The organism is Falsiroseomonas sp. HW251, from assembly GCF_050563545.1.
Taxonomy (GTDB): Bacteria; Pseudomonadota; Alphaproteobacteria; order Acetobacterales; family Acetobacteraceae; genus Falsiroseomonas.
This window is the reverse complement of the sequence record NZ_JBNXUM010000004.1, coordinates 213,737-233,278: the sequence shown is the minus strand read 5'-3', so window position 1 is coordinate 233,278 and position 19,542 is coordinate 213,737. Positions and strand designations below refer to the sequence as shown.

Annotated in this window: 16 protein-coding genes; 12 read left to right on the top strand and 4 right to left on the bottom strand. The window is 71.9% G+C overall.

The window, feature by feature from the left end; all coding sequences use genetic code 11:
• Position 1: 1 nt before the first annotated feature.
• Positions 2-457 carry an Lrp/AsnC family transcriptional regulator gene (locus tag ACLF3M_RS06560; RefSeq protein WP_430656064.1) on the bottom strand — a complete coding sequence of 152 codons (456 nt, stop codon included), beginning with the start codon at positions 455-457 and terminating at the stop codon, positions 2-4.
• Positions 458-548: 91 nt separating this feature from the next.
• On the opposite strand from ACLF3M_RS06560, the gene ACLF3M_RS06555 reads away from it, so the two are divergent.
• From ACLF3M_RS06555 to ACLF3M_RS06535, 5 genes are all read left to right on the top strand, one after another.
• Positions 549-3,965, top strand: coding sequence for an indolepyruvate ferredoxin oxidoreductase family protein (locus ACLF3M_RS06555; protein WP_430656063.1), 3,417 nt, complete (start codon positions 549-551; stop codon positions 3,963-3,965).
• 70 nt (positions 3,966-4,035) lie between these two features.
• Entirely contained in the window at positions 4,036-5,190 is a 1,155-nt protein-coding gene (locus tag ACLF3M_RS06550) for an acyl-CoA dehydrogenase family protein (protein WP_430656062.1), read from the top strand.
• A 4-nt stretch (positions 5,191-5,194) separates the two neighbouring features.
• Positions 5,195-5,614 carry a VOC family protein gene (locus tag ACLF3M_RS06545; RefSeq protein WP_430656061.1) on the top strand — a complete coding sequence of 140 codons (420 nt, stop codon included), beginning with the start codon at positions 5,195-5,197 and terminating at the stop codon, positions 5,612-5,614.
• 68 nt (positions 5,615-5,682) lie between these two features.
• Complete coding sequence (locus ACLF3M_RS06540) at positions 5,683-7,071, top strand: M20/M25/M40 family metallo-hydrolase (RefSeq protein ID WP_430656060.1); 1,389 nt, start codon at positions 5,683-5,685, stop codon at positions 7,069-7,071.
• A 180-nt stretch (positions 7,072-7,251) separates the two neighbouring features.
• Positions 7,252-7,857 carry an EF-hand domain-containing protein gene (locus ACLF3M_RS06535; RefSeq protein WP_430656059.1) on the top strand — a complete coding sequence of 202 codons (606 nt, stop codon included), beginning with the start codon at positions 7,252-7,254 and terminating at the stop codon, positions 7,855-7,857.
• Between the two features lie 43 nt (positions 7,858-7,900).
• Here the strand turns inward: ACLF3M_RS06535 and ACLF3M_RS06530 are convergent, their stop codons facing one another.
• The 3 genes from ACLF3M_RS06530 to ACLF3M_RS06520 all read right to left on the bottom strand — a co-directional run bounded on the left by ACLF3M_RS06530 (position 7,901) and on the right by ACLF3M_RS06520 (position 11,130).
• Positions 7,901-8,983, bottom strand: coding sequence for an amidohydrolase family protein (locus tag ACLF3M_RS06530; protein ID WP_430656058.1), 1,083 nt, complete (start codon positions 8,981-8,983; stop codon positions 7,901-7,903).
• Between the two features lies 1 nt (position 8,984).
• Positions 8,985-9,284 (bottom strand): antibiotic biosynthesis monooxygenase family protein, encoded by a 300-nt coding sequence (locus ACLF3M_RS06525; protein ID WP_430656057.1) that lies wholly within the window; start codon positions 9,282-9,284, stop codon positions 8,985-8,987.
• A 199-nt stretch (positions 9,285-9,483) separates the two neighbouring features.
• On the bottom strand, positions 9,484-11,130 hold the full coding sequence (locus tag ACLF3M_RS06520) for a methyltransferase domain-containing protein (protein WP_430656056.1): 1,647 nt from the start codon (positions 11,128-11,130) through the stop codon (positions 9,484-9,486).
• A 160-nt stretch (positions 11,131-11,290) separates the two neighbouring features.
• Here ACLF3M_RS06520 and ACLF3M_RS06515 point away from each other — a divergent pair, with 160 nt between their 5' ends.
• The 7 genes from ACLF3M_RS06515 to ACLF3M_RS06485 are packed head-to-tail and all read left to right on the top strand — an operon-like array spanning position 11,291 to position 19,542.
• Positions 11,291-13,681 carry a TPR domain-containing protein gene (locus ACLF3M_RS06515; protein WP_430656055.1) on the top strand — a complete coding sequence of 797 codons (2,391 nt, stop codon included), beginning with the start codon at positions 11,291-11,293 and terminating at the stop codon, positions 13,679-13,681.
• Positions 13,678-14,448 carry a glucose-1-phosphate cytidylyltransferase gene (gene rfbF, locus ACLF3M_RS06510; RefSeq protein ID WP_430656054.1) on the top strand — a complete coding sequence of 257 codons (771 nt, stop codon included), beginning with the start codon at positions 13,678-13,680 and terminating at the stop codon, positions 14,446-14,448. Before ACLF3M_RS06515 ends, rfbF begins: the two co-directional genes overlap by 4 nt.
• Entirely contained in the window at positions 14,445-15,491 is a 1,047-nt protein-coding gene (gene rfbG, locus ACLF3M_RS06505; protein WP_430656053.1) for a CDP-glucose 4,6-dehydratase, read from the top strand. The genes rfbF and rfbG overlap by 4 nt, the downstream gene beginning before the upstream one ends.
• On the top strand, positions 15,488-16,726 hold the full coding sequence (locus tag ACLF3M_RS06500; RefSeq protein ID WP_430656052.1) for a methyltransferase domain-containing protein: 1,239 nt from the start codon (positions 15,488-15,490) through the stop codon (positions 16,724-16,726). Before rfbG ends, ACLF3M_RS06500 begins: the two co-directional genes overlap by 4 nt.
• On the top strand, positions 16,723-17,262 hold the full coding sequence (locus ACLF3M_RS06495) for a dTDP-4-dehydrorhamnose 3,5-epimerase family protein (protein ID WP_430656051.1): 540 nt from the start codon (positions 16,723-16,725) through the stop codon (positions 17,260-17,262). The genes ACLF3M_RS06500 and ACLF3M_RS06495 overlap by 4 nt, the downstream gene beginning before the upstream one ends.
• Positions 17,255-18,112: an NAD-dependent epimerase/dehydratase family protein gene (locus ACLF3M_RS06490; RefSeq protein WP_430656050.1), complete on the top strand. Its 858-nt coding sequence runs from the start codon at positions 17,255-17,257 to the stop codon at positions 18,110-18,112. Before ACLF3M_RS06495 ends, ACLF3M_RS06490 begins: the two co-directional genes overlap by 8 nt.
• Complete coding sequence (locus ACLF3M_RS06485; protein WP_430656049.1) at positions 18,109-19,542, top strand: xylulokinase; 1,434 nt, start codon at positions 18,109-18,111, stop codon at positions 19,540-19,542. Before ACLF3M_RS06490 ends, ACLF3M_RS06485 begins: the two co-directional genes overlap by 4 nt.

The following is a 19,542-nucleotide window of genomic DNA, read 5'->3' as shown; positions in this document are numbered from 1 at the left end:
GTCATTCCGGCACCGGCGACAGCTCGTGCTTCAGGCAGCGCAGCGCGAAGCTGGTCCGCGTGTGACGGATGCCGGGCAGGCGGTACAGCCGGTCCCTCAACAGGCGCTCGTAGCCCTGCGTGCCGCCCACCGCGGCCTTGATGACATAGTCGTATTCGCCTGTGACAAGGTGACATTCCAGCACCTCCGGCATGCCCATCACCGCGTCCTCGAAGCGCTTCAGCTGCGCCTCGTCGTGGCGCTCCATCATCACCTCGATGAAGACCGTGTCGGGCAGGCCGAGCGCGGCCTGGTCCAGCAGCGCGGCATAGCCCTTGATGACGCCCGCCTGCTCCAGCCGCTTCACGCGCGTCCAGCAGGGGGAGGCCGAGAGGCCGACTTCCTCGGCCAGCTCGGCATTGGTCAGCCGGCCCTGGCGCGATAGCGCCCGAAGGATCTTCTTGTCGATTGCGTCCATGCCAGAAGCCTATTCCGTTCTTTTGGCGGCGCACAACGAAATACGGAAACTACCTCTTCGCAATCCGGTTCATCCTTTCCATAGTCCAGGAATGAACGGAGCCGCGCCCATGGGCAGCCTGCAGCGCCCCGAAGTGAGCCTCGAAGACCGCTGGAACGCCGCCGGCGAACCCGTGGTGATGACCGGCATCCAGGCGCTGGTGCGCCTGCCGCTGCTGCGCCGGCACCTCGATGCCGCCGAAGGCTGGAACACCGCGGGCTATATCAGCGGCTATCGCGGCTCGCCGCTCGGCGGCTACGACCAACTGCTGGTCAAGGAGGCGGGCCGCCTGGCCGAGGCCAAGGTCGTCTTCAACCCCGGCCTGAACGAGGACCTCGCCGCCACCGCGGTCTGGGGCACGCAGCAGCTGCATCTGTCGCCAGGCGCGCGGCACGAGGGCGTCTTCGGCATCTGGTACGGCAAGGGGCCGGGGACCGACCGCTGCGGCGACGTGATGCGCCATGCCAACATGGCCGGCACGGCCGCGAAGGGCGGCGTGCTCGCGCTGTCGGGCGATGACCCCGCGGCGAAGTCCTCCACCGTCACCTCGGGCTGCGAGTTCACCTTCCAGGACCTCGAGATGCCGGTGCTGGACCCCGCGGAGGTCGCGGAGGTGCTGGAATTCGGCGTGAAGGGTCTGGCGCTGAGCCGCTACGCCGGCACCTGGGTCGGGCTGAAATGCGTCGCCGAGACCATGGACGCCGCCCAGACGCTCCGCGTGGATCCCGCTTCCTATGTGACGAACGCGCCGCGCTTCGACCTGCCGCCGGACGGCGTGCATCTGCGCATTCCCGACACCGCCATCGCGATGGAGAAGCGGCTCCGCACGGTGAAGATCCCGGCCGCATCCGCCTTCGCCCGCGCCAACGGTTTCGACCGCATGGTGGTGGACAGCCCGAATGCGCGCTTCGGCATCGTCGTGCGCGGCAAGGCCTTCGCGACGCTTCGCCAGGTGCTGGCCGATGCCGGCATTTCGCCGGACTTCGCGCGGCAGCAGGGCCTGCGCATCTGGAAGGTCGGCCTGGCCTGGCCGCTGGACGCGGAGGGGGCGCGCGCCTTCGCGGAGGGCCTGGAGGAAGTGCTGGTCATCGAGGACCGCCGCGCCTTCCTCGAGCCGCAGCTGCGCGACGCGCTCTATCCGCTTGACCGGCGCCCGCGGATCGTCGGCAAGAAGGACGAGCGCGGTGCGCCGCTGCTGTCGGAGCTGACGGAGCTCGACGCCGGCCAGGTGCTGCGCGCCCTGGCGATGCGCCTGCCCGAGGCGCTGCGCACGCCGCAATTGTCCGAGCGCCTGCGCGCGCTGGAGGAGCTCGATCGCGGCGCGGCGGAGCCGCTGGTCTCGCGCGATCCATTCTTCTGCCCGGGCTGCCCGCACAACACCTCGACGGCGCTCCCCGAGGGGTCGCGGGGCCTGGCCGGCATCGGCTGCCACTGGCTGGTCACCAAGATGCCGGAACGGCAGACCGTGGCCTACACGCATATGGGCGGCGAGGGGGTGCCCTGGCTCGGCATCGCGCCCTTCACGGACGAGAAGCACATCTTCGCCAATGTCGGCGACGGCACCTGGATGCATTCGGGCTCGCTCGCGCTGCGCGCGGCCGTCGCGGCGGGGCAGAACATCACCTTCAAGCTGCTGGTCAACTCCGCCGTCGCGATGACCGGCGGGCAGCCGGTGGAGGGACACCCGACGGTGCCGCGCATCGCGGCCCAGGTGCGGGCGGAGGGCGTGCAGCGCATCGCCATCGTCTCCGACGATCCCGAGCGGCATGAGGACGACCCCGAGATGCCGCGCGGCGTCACCTTCCATCACCGCAGCGCGCTCGATGCCGTGCAGCAGGAGCTCCGCGGGTTCCCCGGCGTGACGGCGCTGATCTACGACCAGGAATGCGCGACGGAGCGCCGGCGCAAGCGCAAGCGCGGCAAGGCCGCGCAGGCCGAACGCCGCGCGGTGATCAATCCCCGCGTCTGCGAGGATTGCGGGGAATGCTCGCGCGTCTCCAACTGCATCGCGGTGGAGCCGCTGGCAACCGAGTTCGGCCGCAAGCGCCGCATCGACCAATCCGCCTGCAACCAGGACCTGTCCTGCGTGACGGCCTTCTGCCCGTCCTTCGTGACGCTGGTCGGCGCCGAGCCCGCCAGGCCCGGCGCGGTCGCGATGCCGGAGGGCGTGCTGCCCGACCCCGTGCTGCCGGAGCCCGTGGATGGCCGCGCCTGGAACGTGATGATCGCGGGCGTCGGCGGGCAGGGCGTCACGGCGCTCGGCCAGATCCTGGCGATGGCGGCGCATATCGACGGGCGGCCGAGCCGGTCCGTGGACACGCTGGGCTTCGCGCAGAAGGGCGGCGGCGTCCATGTGCAGCTTCGCCTCGGCCGGCCCGGCGCGACGGAGGAGAGCATCCCCTCGCCGCGCATCGGCGCGGGCCAGGCGGATGTGCTGATCGCCTCCGACATGGTGGTGGCGCATGGCCGCAACGCGCGGCCGATGCTGGGGCCCGACCGCACGGCCGCGATCGTCAACGCCGACCTGCAGCCGACCGCGGCCTTCGTGCGCGACACCTCCACGCGCTACGACGGCGAGGCGATGCTGGCCAGCCTCCGCGCCGCGACGAAGAAAGTGCATCCGCTGCACGCGGCGGCCGAGGTCGTGGAACGGCTCGGCGATGCGATCTACCTCAACATCTGGCTGCTGGGCGGGGCGTATCAGCGCGGCCTGGTGCCGGTCTCGTGCGCCGCGATCGAGCAGGCGATCCGGCTGAACGGCGCACAGGTCGAGCGCAACCTCGCGGCCTTCGCGCTGGGCCGGCGGGCGGCGATCGAGGGAAGCGAGGCCGCGGCGCCGAAGGCCGAGACGCTGGACGAGCTGGTGGCGCGTCGCGTGGCTGATCTCACGGCGTACCAGAACGGGGCCTATGCACGCCGCTATGCCGATTTCGTCGCCAAGGTCCGCGCGGCGGAAGCGGCGATGGGCAGCGAACGGCTGTCGCGTGCCGTCGCGGCGCAGCTCCATCGGCTGATGGCCTACAAGGACGAGTACGAGGTGGCGCGGCTGCATTCCCTGCCGGAATGGCGCGCGCAGCTCGCGCACGACTTCGCGGGGAGCCCGCGGATCGAGTTCAACCTCGCGCCGCCGATGATCTCGAAGCAGGATCCGAACACGGGCATGCCGGCGAAGCGGCGCTTCGGGCCGTGGATGGCGACCGCGATGGGCCTGCTGCGCCACGGCAAGATGCTGCGCGGCACGCCGCTCGATCCCTTCGGCCGCACCGAGGAGCGGCGGATGGAGCGCGCGCTGATCGCGGAGTTCACGGGCGCGATCGAGGCGATGCTTGGGAAGCTGACGCCGGCGACGCACGCCGCTGCCTGCGAATGGGCGGAAGCCGCTGCGGGCATCAAGGGCTTCGGGCCGGTGAAGGTGCGGAACCTGGAGAAGACGCGGGCGCGCTGGCGGGAGATCGAGGCGCGGCTATAGTCGAGGGCACGCAGCCCCCACCCCGGCCCTCCCTCGCAAGCGGGGGAGGGGGAAGAGGCAGGACCCGCCCATGCCCCTCGACGACGCCGTCTTCGACCTGCCCGAGGCCACGAAGGAACTCCGCGAGACCGCGCTCGCCTTCGCGCGCGACCGCCTGGCGCCGAATGCGCAGCGCTGGGACGAGGAGAAGCACTTCCCCGTCGAAGTCATGCGGGAAGCCGCCGGGCTCGGCATGGCCGCGCTCTATGTCCGCGAGGAATCCGGCGGCGCGGGGCTGACGCGGCTCGACGCCGCGGTGGTGTTCGAGGCGCTGGCGACGGGCTGCCCGACGGTCTCGGCCTTCCTGTCCATCCACAACATGGTGGCCTGGATGATCGACCGCTTCGGCAGCGACGCGCAGCGCGCGACCTGGCTGCCGCAGCTGATCGGCATGGACAAGGTCGCGTCCTACTGCCTGACGGAACCCGGCGCCGGCAGCGACGCAGCCGCACTGTCCACGCGCGCGACGCGCGACAACCAGGGCTATGTGCTGAACGGCGTGAAGCAGTTCATCAGCGGCGCGGGCGCGTCGGACCTCTATCTCACGATGGTCCGCACGGGCGGCGCGGGCGCCAACGGCGTCTCGGCGCTGCTGATCCCGAAGGAAACGCCGGGCCTGTCCTTCGGCGCGAACGAGCGAAAGATGGGCTGGAACGCCCAGCCCACGCGCCAGGTGATCTTCGAGGCGGCGCGCGTGCCGGCCGATGCGCTGCTGGGCGAGGAAGGCCAGGGCTTCCGCTTCGCCATGGCGGGGCTGGACGGCGGGCGGCTCAACATCGGCGCCTGCAGCCTCGGCGGCGCGCAGCGCGCGCTCGCCATCGCGCTGGCCTATGTGCAGGAACGCAAGGCCTTCGGGCAGGAGGTCTCGCGCTTCCAGGCGACGCAGTTCCGGCTCGCCGACATGGCCACCGAGCTCGAGGCCGCGCGCACGCTGCTCTGGCGCGCCTGCGCGAAGCTCGATGCCAAGGCGGCGGACGCCACCGCCTTCTGCGCCATGGCCAAGCGCTTCGCCACCGACACCGGCTTCCGCGTGGCGGACGAGGCGCTGCAACTGCTCGGCGGTTACGGCTACCTCTCGGACTACGGGATCGAGAAGATCGTGCGCGACCTGCGCGTGCACCGCATCCTGGAGGGCACCAACGAGATCATGCGGCTGATCATCGCGCGCAGCCTGCTCGGGCGATAGCGCCGTGCAGCAGCAGATGTCGGTCGTGACGCTCGGCGTCGCGGACCTCGCGCGATCGCGGCGCTTCTATGCCGAGGGCTTCGGCTGGGTGCCGGTCTTCGAGAACGAGGAGATCGTCTTCTACCAGATGAACGGCTTCGTCCTCGGCACCTGGTTGCGCGATCGCCTGGAAGAGGACATGCGCCGCCCCGCAGCGGCACCGGGCTCTGTCGCGCTGGCGCACAACGTCGCGACGGCGGCCGAGGTCGCGCCGGTGATGGACAGGCTGGTCGCGGCGGGCGGGACCGTCCTGCGCCCTGCCGACGCGCCGCCGCATGGCGGGATGCGCGGCTATGTCGCGGACCCCGACGGCCATGCCTGGGAGATCGCCTGGAACCCCGCCTGGCCGATCGACGCCGAGAGGCACGTCCGCTTCGCCACCTGACCCGCGGGTCTGGACCCCGCGCGCGGGCGGAGGCAGCCTGCGCCGAGCCAGTCCCGAGGACACGACTCATGCCCAGCCGCGACGGCGCGATCTCCCGCGCGCTCTCCTTCTTCGACGATGGCGGCTATGCCGCGCTGCTCTCGCGGCTCGTCGCGATCCCCTCGACGTCGCAGGACCCGGACTACGCGCCGGCACTGACGCGCTACCTCGAGGAAGGGCTGAAGCCCTGGGTGGAAAGCCTCGGCTTCGTCACGCGGATCAGCCCCAACCCGAAGCCCGGCTTCGGCCCGATCCTCACGGCCGAACGCGTCGAGGACCCGTCGCTGCCGACCGTCCTGCTCTACGGCCATGGCGACACCGTGCGAGGCCTCGACGACCAGTGGCATGACGGTCTCAAGCCCTGGGAGGTCAAGGACGCGGGCGACCGCTGGTACGGCCGCGGCACCGCCGACAACAAGGGCCAGCACGCCATCGACATCGCCGCCCTTGAAGCGGTGATCGCGGAGCGCGGCAGGCTCGGATTCAACGTGAAGCTCGTCATCGAGACCTGCGAGGAGCGCGGCTCCACGGGCCTCAAGGACTTCGTCGCGGCGAACGCGAAGGAGCTGGCGGCGGACGTGCTGATCGCCTCCGACGGGCCGCGCGTGGAGCCCGAGTTGCCGACCATCACCACCGGCACGCGCGGCACGTGGCATTGCGACCTGGTGATCCGCTTGCGGCCAGGCGGCGTGCATTCCGGCCATTGGGGCGGGCTGACGCGCGATCCCGCGGTGCTGCTCGCGCATGCCATTACGACCATCATGGACCGCGACGGGAAGATCCTGGTGCGGGACTGGCTGCCGCCCATGCCGAATTCAGTGCGCGAGCTGCTGAAGGGCTGCCCGATCGGCGGCGGTGGGGAGGCCGCGAGCGTCGATCCCGGCTGGGGCGAGCCCGGCCTGACACCGGCCGAGAAGATCTATGGCTGGCAGAGCTTCATCGTTCTCGCGATGGTCTCCGGCCGGCCGGAGAACCCCGTGAACGCGGTCGCCCCCGACGCGCGCGCGCATTGCCAGATCCGCTACACCGTGGACGCCGACACCACGCGCTTCGAGCCCGCGCTGCGCGCGCATCTCGACGCCAACGGCTTCGACTTCGTCGCGATCGAGAACGCCTATATCCGCATGCCGGCGAGCCGCACCGATCCCGGCAATCCCTGGGTCGGCTGGACGCGATCCAGCATGGAGCGGACGCTGGGCAAGCGCGTGCAGGTCATCCCCAATTCCTCGGGCGGGCTGCCCGGGGACGTCTTCGTGGACCATCTGAACGTCCCGCTCGTCTGGATCCCGCACAGCTATTCCGGCTGCAAGCAGCACGGGCCGGACGAGCACCTGCTGAAGTCCACGGCGCGCGAGGGCATCGCGGCCTTCGCCGGCATCTGGTGGGACCTGGGCGAAGGCGGCGCGCCGGCGCGCTGAGCTCGCCCCTGGCAGCCGGATTCGAGCATCTTCGTGACACGCCTGTCATGCTTTCGCCGTGCTGTGTGACAGGTCGCGTTACGTTTCCTCACCGGCAGAGACGCGCGCCGCAATGCGCGCGTTGCATCGCGACCCCATCCTCTGACCGTCGGGCAACACCGCCGACAGAAGGAGCAACCGATGAAGACCTCCCGCCTCGCCCTCCTCGCCGGCAGCGCGCTGCTGGCCGGCGGACTGGCCCTGCCGGCGCTGGCACAGCCCGCGCCGCCCCCCGCTCCGCCCGGCCCACCGCCGGCCGGCCGCCCCGCCGCGCCCGGCTTCGCGCTTGGTGAGGCTTTCGCCCGCGCGGACACCAACAACGACGGCCGCGTCAGCCGCGACGAGGGCTGGGCCTGGGTCTCGGCCCGCTTCGCCGAGATCGACACCAACCGCGACGGCGGCGTGTCTTTCGAGGAGATGCAGGCCTATGTCACCGCGCGCATGGGGGGCCGCCAGCCGCCGCCGGAGCGCCGCGCCGAGGCCGAGCAGCGCGGCCGCGCGATGTTCCGCGCGCTCGACGTCAACGGCGACGGCAGGGTGACGCTCGAGGAGATCCGGCCCTTTGCCGAGGCGATGTTCCGCGCGCGTGACCTGGACAATGACGGCGCGCTGTCGCGCGAGGAGGTGATGCCCCGCCGCATGGCGATGGGCCCGCATCACCGTGGTCCGGGCTGGGGTCCCGGCGGCGACCGCCGCGGTCCGCCGCCGGCCGCGGCCCCGCAGGCCGAGCCGCCGAAGTCGAACTGATCCCGGTTTCAATCGAGGGGGCGCGGCAAAGGCCGCGCCCTTCCTATTTCAGCGCCGCGAGCCCTGCGCAGCCCGGCGCCTCATCCAGGCGATAGACGCGCGTCGCCGTGCCCGCGAAGAGCGCGCCGCGCTCCGCCTCCGACGCGCCCTCCGCCAGGCGCTTGAAGGCGTTCCACAGCACGGCGTAGCCGGCCATGCCCTTGTCCACGGGGTAGTTGCTCTCGAACATGCAGCGCCTGGCGCCGAAGGCCTCGACCAGCGGCGCGACATAGGGGCGCCAGCAATCCGCCATCGCCGCCGATGACGGCGGTGAGGACAGCAGGTGGAAGTCGAAGCCCGCCACTTGCATCGCCAGGCCGCCGAGCTTCACCACGACATTCGGCAGCGTCGCGAGGTCCTGCATCGCCGCGCGCCACGGCGCATAGCCCTCGTCGCGCTTGCCGGCGAAGGGCCCGACGCCGAGCGGCCCGCCGCAATGGTTCACCACCACCGTCAGGTCCGGCACCGCGCGCGCGAGCGCCGCGACATGGCCGAGCTGCGTCTGGTAGGCCCAGACGTCGAGCACCAGCCCGCGCGACGCGAGCTGCCGCGCGCCGTCCACGAAGCGCGGATCCTCGAGCGGACCCGGCGGCGGCGTGATCAGGTTCGACCGCACCTCCGGCGAGGGGTGCCAGGCCGTCCGGTTGCGCACGCCGCGGAAGCGCGCGCCGGCGGCAGCGTAATGCGCGTCGAGCACCGGCCCGACGCGATCGCCGAGCGTCAGGTCCGCGAAGCCCACGATGCCCGCGCAGGCCCGCGTCGCGCCGTAGCGGCTGCCGGCGGCCATCGCGCCGATGCCGTTGACGAACTCCGTCTCGCCGAGCGGGCGCAACGCCTCCGGCCCGTCGCTGCGGTAGAACGCCGCGCATTGCACGAAGACGGTCGCGCGGATGTCGTGGCCGCTGCCTGCGTCGCGCAGCAGCTCCTCCAGGAGGTAGCGCTCGCCGTCGCGGTCCCAGAGGTGATGGTGCGGATCGACGATGGGCAGGCCGGGCAGCAGGATCTCCTCCCGCGTCAGGGCCAGCCACGCCTCTCGCACCGCGACCTGGCCGGCGGTGGTCAGGCTGGGCGGGGGGATCGCCGCCACCTCAGAACGCCTTCAGTACCTGGTGGGTGTGCTCGACCTCCGGCGGGCCGGCGAAGCAATGGCCGACCAGGCTGCGCCATTCCTGGAAATCGGCGGAGTTGCGGAAATCCACCATATGGTTCTCGACCGTCTCCCAGGTCACGACCAGGCGGTAACGGCTGGGGAACTCGACGCTGCGCTGCAGCTCCATCGCGTGGCAGCCCTTGGCGCGTTTGAAGAGAGGGGCGGCCTTGGCGACGCCGGCCTCGAATTCGGCCTCGCTGCCGGGCTTCACCTCGATCTCGGCGATTTCCAGGAACATGGCGGTCTCCTCCTGCCGGTCCTCTCCATCCTCTCCACCCGCAGGGGGGAGAGGGCAGGATGAGGGGGCGTGCCCGAGCACGAGCGTCGTGAATATCCTGCGCGTCCCCCTCACCCAACCCTCTCCCCCCATAAGAAGTGGGGGAGAGGGCTTTTCGGCCATAAGAAGTGGGGGAGAGGGCTTTTCGGTGCGATCGCGCCTATGCCCCGCATTCCGGCGCGCGCCGGAGCAGCGCGGCGTCGAGCTCGGCGCGGCGCTCCCACAGGCTCCGGTACCAGGCGGTCCGCGCCGGCACCTGATGCGCCATCATCCGGTTCTCCCGCACCCAGCCCCGCGCTGCCTCGCCCATCGCCAGCGCACCGGCGGGATCGGCGAGCAGGGCGCGAAGCGCGGCGGCGAACTCCTCGGCGGTGCGGACGATGCGGCCGTTCGCGCCGTCCCGGATCGTGCCGGCATAGACGACGGGGCTCGCCAGGCAGGCCAGGCGATGCGCGCCGGCCTCCACGAATTTCAGGTCGGACTTGAAGCTGTTGAACCGCGTGTCGGCGAGCGGGAGGAAGGCGATCTCGCAGCGCGCCATGAGCTCGCGGTAGCGGAGATAGGGCAGCAGCGGGTGGAAGCGCTTGTGGGGCGTGGCCAGCGCGTCGAAGGTGCCGCGGTCGAAGATCACCTCCACCGCCAGGCGAGGGCCGGCCTCGGCCAGCACCGCGTTCAGCGCGGGGATGAAGGGGGCCATGTCCTCCTCCCGCCGCAGCGCGCCGAGGAAGAGCGTCAGGCGGGAGGGATCGGCAAAGTTCACGGGCAGCGGCAGTTCGGCGACCGTGTTGGGGAAGACGGCGATCTCCTCGTTGAAGGTCCTGAACAGGCTCTCCAGCCGGGCGGTGGTGGTCTGCACGCCGTGCACGCCGCGGAAGGCGAAGTGGTCGGACTGGCCGATCACCGGCCAATGCGCGGGATCGTCGTCGAATTCCTGCACGATCACCCAGCCCGCACGGCGGAAATGGTTGATGAATTGCGGCGAATCCGGCGTGGCGAGCAGGCGCCGGTGCAGCACCAGGATGCGCGGCGTGCCGGGTGGCAGCTGCGGCGTCTCCGGCCGCTCCGCCAGGCGCAGCGCGACGCCGGGATGGGTCGCCTGCTGGCCGAGCGGCAGGTCCATCCGCACGTCGTTCACCCCGCCCACGGGCTTCAGCACATGCGCGAGCAGAACCAGCGGTGCCGGCCGGCGCCGTGCCGCGCGCAGCAGCCAGCGCGGCGCCGCGGCGCGGCGGAGCCAGGCCTCGGTGTCGCCGATCGCGCCGGCGACCTTGTCCGCGAAGGCGCGCGCGGCCGCGAGGTCCGGCACCTCGGGCGGCACGTCCAACGCCTCCAGCCCGGCCTCGCGGATCGCGCCGAGCAGCCCGTCCCGCGTCATCGCGTGGGGCGGCAGCGGGACCGGGCGGGCGCCGCCGGCGAGCATCGCCTCGGCCAGGCGCCAATGCTCGGCGTTCGGGACCTCGACCAGAAGCGTGCCCTCGGGCGCGAGCAGCGCGGCGGCGGCGCGGATTGCCGCGACGGGGTCGGCGGGGGCGCCGCGCAGGATCACCAGGTCCGCGCTGCCCGGCGGGACCGGCGCGCCGGCCTCCGGCGGGGAGACCTGGACCCTTTCGTAATGCGGCGCGGCGCGCGCGGCGGCGTCCGGGTCGGCCTCCGTCGCAATGCGTCGCCCGAGCGGCTCCCGCCGCGCCAGCCAGGCGCCGAGCGCGCCGTCGCCGCAGCCGATCTCCACGACCAGGCCGAGCCCCGCCGGCACGCGCCGGCAGAGCTGCGGGTCCGGGGGCGGCGGCAGGGGATCGGCGTCGGCCATCCCGCCTGTCTAGCCCGGCAGCGTTTCGTTTCAACCGTTTCGCGAGAGCCCCGGCGCGCTTGTCGCTGCGCGCGAGAGCGTGATAGGCCCATCGGGCAACCGTTACGCCGTGCCGCGCAGCATCGCCTCCTGCGTGGCCGGTGCAGACCGCCGGAGCACCATGCCGCCGCTACCTGCCGCCCGGGCCGCCGCGGCCCCGCGCCCCGCCACCGCCGAGGATCTCGAGCGGCTCGAAGCCGCGCTGCGCGAGCGCCTCGCCGCCCAGCCCGCGAACGGCATGGCCTGGCAGCAGCTCGCGACCATCCTGTCCCAGGGCCGCCGCCCCGCCGAGGCCGCGGAGGCCTTCGCCAAGGCGGCCGAGCATGGTGTGTCCGCGGCTGCGATCGCGATCCCCTGGGCGATCGCGCTGTCCGCCACCGGCCGCCATGCCCAGGCGGTGGAGGTGCTCGCCCCGGTGCAGGCGCGGAAGCCCAAGGATTTCGCGCTCGCCAACACGCTCGGCGTCATGCTGAAGCGCGCGGGGCGGCTCGACGAGGCGGTGGCGCCGCTGCAGCTGGCGCGGCGGCTGGAACCGCGCAACGCCTCGCCCTGCCAGAACCTCGGCAACGTGCTGGAGCTGAAGGGCGATTATGCCGGCGCGGCCGAGGCGTTCGGCACCGGCACCAGGCTCGACCCCCGCAACGCGGAGCTGTGGCGGCTGCTCGGGCGCATGCAGAAGGCGCTGGGCGAGGAGGAGACGGCGATCGCGAGCTTCGAGAAGGCGCAGTCGCTCGATGCCCGCAACAAGGACGTTGCGGTCATCCTGAACGCGATCATGGTGGATCGCAGCGACTACGATCGGGCGATGGCGGTATCGGCCCGCGTCCGCGCGGCGCTGCCCGAGGACCCGCTGCCCGACGTGATGGATGGGCGCATCCTCCTCCGCCGCGGCAAGGCGGAGGCGGCGATCGAGCTGCTGGACAAGGTGGTCGCGCGGCATCCCGGCGACCGCAACGCCAACATGCTGCTCGCCCGCATCCATGGCGACGGCGACCGCCGCCGCGCCAACGAGGCGCTGGAACGCGCGCTGGCCGCCGAGCCGAACAATCCCGACGTGCTGGACGCGCTGATCGAGAGCCTGTCGCGCAGCCGCTACGACAACGAGGTCGCGCATCTCGAGCGCGCCTATGTGCTGGCGAAGCGGATGATCGACACGCTTCCTGACCGCGTGAAGCGCTATGCGCGGTCGCTGCGCACGGTCTTCCAGCGCGTGATGGACGTGGACCTGCTGGCGCGGACCGGCACGCTGGCCGAGCTCGGCCCGATGTGGATCGCGGAGAACCGCGTCTCCGCGCTGCATTACGAGCTCGGCCAGGTGGACAGCCTGGAGGACCGGCTGCAGATCGTCGAATGGCACCGGCAATGGGGACGGCGCGAGCAGGCCGGCATCAAGCCTGTGTCGCTGCCGAATCGCCCGGCGGTGCACAGCGAGCGCAAGCTGAAGGTCGGCTTCATGTCGTCCGACCTGCGCAACCACCCCGTCACCTATTTCGCGCTGCCGCTGCTGGAGAGCTACGACCACGACCGGCTGCAGGTCTTCTGCTATTCCTTCTACGAAGGCGAGCGCGACCAGGTGCAGCAGCACATTGAGTCCAAGGTGGACGCCTTCCGCTGGTGGCCGCGCAAGCCGTCGCAGCAGGTCGCCGAGGAGATCGCGCAGGACGAGCTCGACATCCTTTTCGAGCTCGGCGGCTCCACCGCGATGAACAAGCTCGACGTCATGGCGTACCGGCCCGCGCGGCTCGGCGCGAGCTGGCTCGGCTATCCGCATTCCGCGGGGCTCGAGCGCATCGACTACATCCTGACCGACAAGTACATCCGCCCCGAGGATCCGCGGCTGCTGATCGAGAAGCAGTTCGAGATGCCGGACACCTGGGTGACGCTGGGGCGGCTCGGCTTCAGCCCGCAGCTCGTGATCGAGGACGGCACGCCCGAGGACCGCCGCGGCTTCGTGACCTTCGGCACGATGAACAACCCCTACAAGTACACGGACAAGTGCCTGGATGCCTGGGCCGCGGTGCTGCGCGCCGTGCCAGGCAGCCGCTTCCTCTTCGTGAGGCCGGAGGCATCGGGCGAGAGCTTCGTGACCAATGCCAGGGCGGTGTTCGCGCGGCGCGACGTGGATCCCGACCGGATCGAGTTCGTCGGCGTGCGCGGCAAGCACATGCCCTTCTACAATCAGATGGACATCGCGCTCGACAGCTTCCCGCATGTCGGCGGCACCACGACCTGCGAGACGCTGTGGATGGGCGTGCCGACGGTGACCAAGGTCGGCATGGGCTTCCCCGAGCGGCTGTCCTATTCGAACCTGTCGAATGCGGGACTCGGCGATCTCTGCGCCTTCACGACGGAGGAGTTCGTGCAGATCGCGGTCGGGCTGGCCGCGGACAGGGAACGCCGCCGGCACCTCCGGAAGAACCTGCGGCATATGATCGCGACAAACCCGCTGGGCAACACGCGGGAATTCGTGAACAGCTTCTACGCCACCGCGGCACGGGTGTGCCGGCAATGAAGGCGGTCATCCTGGCGGGCGGGCGCGGCACGCGGCTGGCGGAGGAGACGTCGCTCCGCCCCAAGCCGATGGTGGAGATCGGCGGACGGCCGATCCTCTGGCACATCATGAAGATCTACGCGGCGCACGGCGTGAACGACTTCGTGGTCTGCCTGGGCTACAAGGGCTGGCAGATCAAGGAATACTTCCTGAACTACCGGCTGCATTCGTCGGATTTGCGCATCGAGCTCGGCACCGGCGCGGTGGAGGTGCTTCGCCCCGCCGCCGAGCCCTGGCGCATCACGCTGGTGGACACCGGCGAGGACAGCATGACGGGCGGGCGGCTGAAGCGCGTCGCGGAGCATCTGCGCGACGAGGACGCGTTCTGCATGACCTATGGCGACGGCGTCGGCGACGTTGATATCGCTGCGCTGATCGCCTTCCACCGGTCCCACGGCCGCCAGGCCACCGTCACCGCGGTGACGCCGCCCGGCCGCTTCGGCGCCCTGCAGCGCGAGGGCAGCCGCGTGGACGCCTTCATGGAGAAGCCGCCGGGCGACGGCGGCACCATCAACGGCGGCTTCTTCGTCCTCTCCCCCCGCGTGATCGAGCGCATCGAGGGCGACGAAACGGTGTGGGAGCAGGAGCCGCTGATCGGCCTGGCGCGCGACGGTGAGCTCGCGGCCTTCGACCATCGCGGCTTCTGGCAGCCCATGGACACGCTGCGCGACCGCGAGCAGCTGGAGCGGATGTGGGCCGAGGGCCGCGCGCCCTGGAGAGTGTGGTGAGGCAGCCCGATCCGGGCTTCTGGCGCGGGCGTCGGGTTCTCGTCACCGGGCACACCGGCTTCAAGGGAAGCTGGCTGGCGCGGATGCTCGCCGCGATGGGCGCGGAGGTGACAGGCATCGCGCTCGACCCGCCGCCGGGGCCGTCGGGCTTCGAGGCGATGCGCGTGCGGGAGGTGCTGGCCGCGGACCATCGCGCGGACATCAGGGATGCGAGGTCGGTGCAACGGGTGGTGGACGGGGCGCGGCCGGAGGTGGTGCTGCACCTCGCGGCACAGGCGCTGGTCGGCGCGAGCTACCGCGATCCCGCCGGGACCTTCGCGTCCAATGTGGACGGCACGATCAACGTGATGCAGGCGCTGCGCGGGAAGGGCGCGATCGCGGCCGTGATGGTCACCTCGGACAAGGTCTACCGCAACGAGGGCACGGGCCGTCCCTTCGTGGAAGGCGACGCGCTGGGCGGCGAGGATCCCTATTCCGCGTCCAAGGCGGCGGCCGAGATCGCGGTCGCGTCCTGGCGCGCGAGCTTTGCGCGGGAGATGCCGCCGACCGCGACCGCGCGCGCGGGCAACGTGATCGGTGGCGGCGACTTTTCGGAAGCGCGGATCATCCCGGACCTGGTGCGCGCGCAGATGACGAACCAGGGGCTGGTGGTGCGGCGCCCCGATGCGACGCGGCCCTTCCAGCATGTGCTGGACGTCCTGCGGGGCTACCTGCTGCTGGCCGAGGCGCTGGCCGCCGGCCGCGCCATCCCCGCGCTGAACTTCGGCCCGCGCGACGGGGAGATCCGGGTGCGGGAACTGCTGCGGCTCTGGGGTGATGTCGCCTGGGAACAGGCGCAGGGCGAGGTGATGGACGAGGCCCGAAGGCTCGCGCTGGATTCCTCGCTGGCGGAGCGCGAGCTTGGCTGGGCGCCGCTGCTGGACACGCCGGGCGCCATCGCCGCGACGGCCGACTGGTACGCCGCCTGGCGCCGCGGTGAGGACATGGCGCGCGCGACGGATGCCGAGATTGCGGCCGCGCTGGCGCCGGAGACCGCGGCATGAGTAGCTCGGCGAAACCCGTCATGGCGTGCCGCGTCTGCGGCGGCGCCTTCGGCGCGGTGTTCTGCGACCTCGGCGTGCAGCCCGTCGCCAATTCCTATGTGCCGCCCGACCGCGCCGAGGCGCCGGAGCCGCGCTTCCCGCTGCGTTGCGTCGTCTGCAAGGAATGCCGCCTGGTGCAGCTCGACACCGTGGTGGATGCCGAGGGGATCTTCTCGGACTACGCCTATTTTTCCTCGGCCTCCGCATCCTGGCTGGATCACGCGGCGCGATTCTCGCGCGAGATGATCGGGCGCCTCGGCCTCGGTCCGTCCTCCTTCGTCGTCGAGGTCGCATCGAATGACGGCTATCTCCTGCGAAACTTCGTCGCCGCCGGCATCCCCTGCCTCGGTGTCGAGCCCGCCGCGAATGTCGCGGAGGTCGCGCGGCGCAACGGCGTGCCGACCGAGACCTTCTTCCTGGGCGAGGCGACGGCGAAGAACCTGGTGGCGCGCCGCGGCCACGCCGACCTCGTCGCCGCGAACAACGTCTTCGCGCATGTGCCGGGGATCAACGACTTCACGGCGGGGCTGGCCGCGCTGGCCGGGCCGCGCGGCGTCGTTTCCATCGAGCAGCCGCACCTGGTGCGCATGGTCGATGGCGTGCAGTTCGACACGATCTACCACGAGCACTACGCCTACTGGTCGCTGCTGGCGATGGAGGTGGTCCTCGCCCGGCACGGGCTCAGGGTTTTCGACGTGGAGCGGCTGCCGACCCACGGCGGGTCAGTCCGCGTGCTGTCCAGCGCCGCCGACCGCGGCGCCAGCCCGGCGCTGGCCGAGTTGCGCGCCGAGGAGGCCGCGCGCGGGCTTGCGGGCGATGCCTTCTACGAAGGCTTCGACGCGCGGGTGCGCGACACGCTGTCGGGCTTCCGCGACTGGCTGGGCGCGGCGCGCAAGGCGGGGCGGCGGATCGGCGCCTATGGCGCGGCGGCGAAGGGCAACACCTTCCTCAACGCGGCCGGCGTAACGGCGGCGGATATCGTCGCAGTGGCGGACCGCAGCCCCGCCAAGCAGGGTCGGCTGCTGCCGGGCAGCCACATTCCCGTGGTGACGCCCGACGCCTTGCTGGCCATGCCGCTCGACGACGTGCTGATCCTGCCCTGGAACATTGCCGACGAGGTCGCGGCGCAGCTGCGCGCCGGCGGCTTCCGGGGACGCATCCTGATCGCGGTGCCCGCGATGAAGGAGATCGCGTGATCTTCCGGCCCACGCCGATCGCCGGCGTGCTGGAGATCCTGGCCGAGCGCGCACGCGACAGCCGCGGCGCCTTCTTCCGCAGCTTCTGCGTCGAGGAGTTCGCCCGCAACGGAATCGACTTTCACCCGGTGCAGGCCAGCTTCTCCGAGAACCTCGGGCGCCATACGCTGCGCGGCATGCACTGGCAGGCCGCGCCGCATGAGGAGGTCAAGCTGATCCGCTGCGTGCGCGGGGCGGTGCATGACGTGGCGCTCGACATCCGCGCGGGTTCCGCGACCTTCGGCCGGCATGTCGCGGTGGAGCTCTCGGCGGAAGCCGGCAACGCCATCCTGATCCCGGCGGGCGTCGCGCATGGCTTCCTCACGCTCACCGACGACGCGGTGCTGGAATACATGATGGACGTGCCCTTCGCCCCGGGCTTCGGGCGCGGGCTGCGCTGGAACGACCCGGCCTTCGGCATCGCCTGGCCGGCGGAGCCCGCAGTGATCTCGGACCGCGATGCGACGTGGCCTCCCTTCGGGCCCGATCATGCCTGAACGCGTGCTGCTGACCGGCGCCACGGGCTTCGTCGGGCGCGCGGTCGTCGCGCCGCTGCGCGCGGCGGGGGTCGAGCTGCACGCGGTGTCGTCCAGGGATGCCGATTTGCTGGACGAGGGCGCGGCGCGCGCGCTGCTGCGCGAGGTGAAGCCGGCGATCGTTCTCCACTGCGCCTGGTATGTCGCGCATGGGACGTTCTGGACGGCGCCGGAGAACGACACCTGGCTGGAAGCGTCCACGGCCTTCGCGCGTGCTTTCGCCGAACAGGGCGGGCGGCGCTTCGTCGGTGTCGGGACCTGCGCGGAATACGCGGATCGCGATGCCGACGACGACGCGCCGTGGAAGGAAACGCGCGCCATCGCGCCGGCGACGCCCTATGGCCGCGCGAAGGCGGCGCTGGCCGCGCGGCTGGCGGCGATGCCGGTCGCAACGGCCTGGGCGCGGCTGTTCCACATGTTCGGCGAGGGCGAGAACCCGGGGAGACTGGTCCCCTCGGTGGCGCTCGCGCTGCTGCGAGGCGAGGAGGCGCGCTGCGCCTCCGGCCGGCCGGTGCGCGACTTCGCTTCCACGCGCTTCATCGGGGAGGCGCTCGCCGCACTCGCGCTGTCCGGCGTGACAGGCGCGGCGAACATCGGATCGGGCGAGGGGCGTGCGATCGCCGATGTCGTGCGTTTCCTTGGGCAGGCCAGCGGCCGGCCGGATCTGATCCGGCTCGGCGCGCTGCCGGACCGGCCGAACGAGGTGCCGCACATGGTCGCCGACGTCTCGCGCCTCCGCCACCAGGTCGGCTTCGCCCGGCCGCCGCGCGTGGAGGCCGATCTGCGCGCGCTGCTCGCGGCGTTGCGATGATCCTCACCGCCGATCTCGGCGGGTCGAGCCTGCGCGTCGCGCTGCTCGGGCGCGACGGTGCGATCGCCGCGATGCATGCGGTGCCGCATGTGCTAGGCGCCGAGGCCGATCCCGAGGATTGGTGGCGCGGCTTCGTCGCGGGGGTGGAGGCGCTGCCGGCTGCCGATGTCGCGCGCGCCGAAGCGGTCGCCGTCACGGCCTTCACGCGCAGCCTGGTCCTGCTGGACGACGCCGGCGCGGTGCTGCGGCCGGCGATGCTGTGGACGGATGCGCGGGCCGAGAGCGTCGTGGAAGAGGTCCGCGCGATGCTGCCCGCGCATGCCGAGGCGGCGCAGGTCAACGCCTTCCACCCGCTGGCGCGGCTGTGCTGGCTGGCGCGCGCGGAACCCCTCGTCGTTGCTCGTGCCGCGGTCGCGCTGGAGCCGAAGGACGAGATCAACCGGCGGCTGACCGGCGTCGCCGTATCCGATGTCGTGTCGTCCGCGCGGCTCGCGGCGTCGCAGGATCTCTTCGCGCCGCTCGGGCTGCCGGACCTGCTGCCGCCGCTGCGGCGGCCGGGCGCGGTGATGGGCCTGGTGCGCGAGGGGCTGCCGGGGGCGCTGGCGGCGCTGGCGGGCCGGCCCGTGCTGGCGATGGCGAACGACACCTGGGCCGCGACGACCGGGCTCGGCGCGATGCGGTCGGGTATGGCGTACTGCATCTCGGGCACGACGGAGGTGCTGGGTCTGCTGCACGACGCGCCGGCGCGCGCCGAGGGGCTGCTGACGGTGGACTGGGACGGGCTGTGGCAGCTGGGCGGCCCGAGCATGCATGGCGCGGATGCGGTGGCGTGGGTGCAGGGAGTGGTCGCAAGTGAGGCACCCCCACCCTCTCCCTCCCCCGCTTGCGGGGGAGGGAACGTCTCAGCGGAGGAGGGTGGTGCAGGTGACCCTCTCCCGCTGCTCTTCCTCCCCACCCTCGCCGGCGAGCGCGTGCCGCATTGGGATCCTTCGCTGCGTGGCGCGTTCCTGGGGCTTCGGCGCGACCACACATTTGCCAACCTGGTTCGCGCCGTCATGCAGGGGGTCGCCTTGAACAACGCGACGGTGCTGTGGCGCGCGGAAGCAGCGGCGGGTCGCGTTGCGACCGAACTCCGCCTCGGGGGCGGCGGCGCGACGCCGGATTGGGCGCAGCTACGCGCCGATGTGCTCGGCCGCGACGTCGTGCTGACGGACGCGCCGGAACCGGGCCTGCTGGGCTGCGCGATTACCGCCATCGCCGCGCTGGACCGAAGGCCGCTGGCCGAAATCCAGTTCGGGCTCGCCCGCCCCACGCGCCGCTTCGCGCCCGATCCCGCGCGCCACGCCGCCTATCGCGAGCTGCACGCCATCTTCGCCCGGGCCGAGGCGGCCGTCGCGCCGATCTCCCGCGCGCTTGCTGCCCTGGGTTGA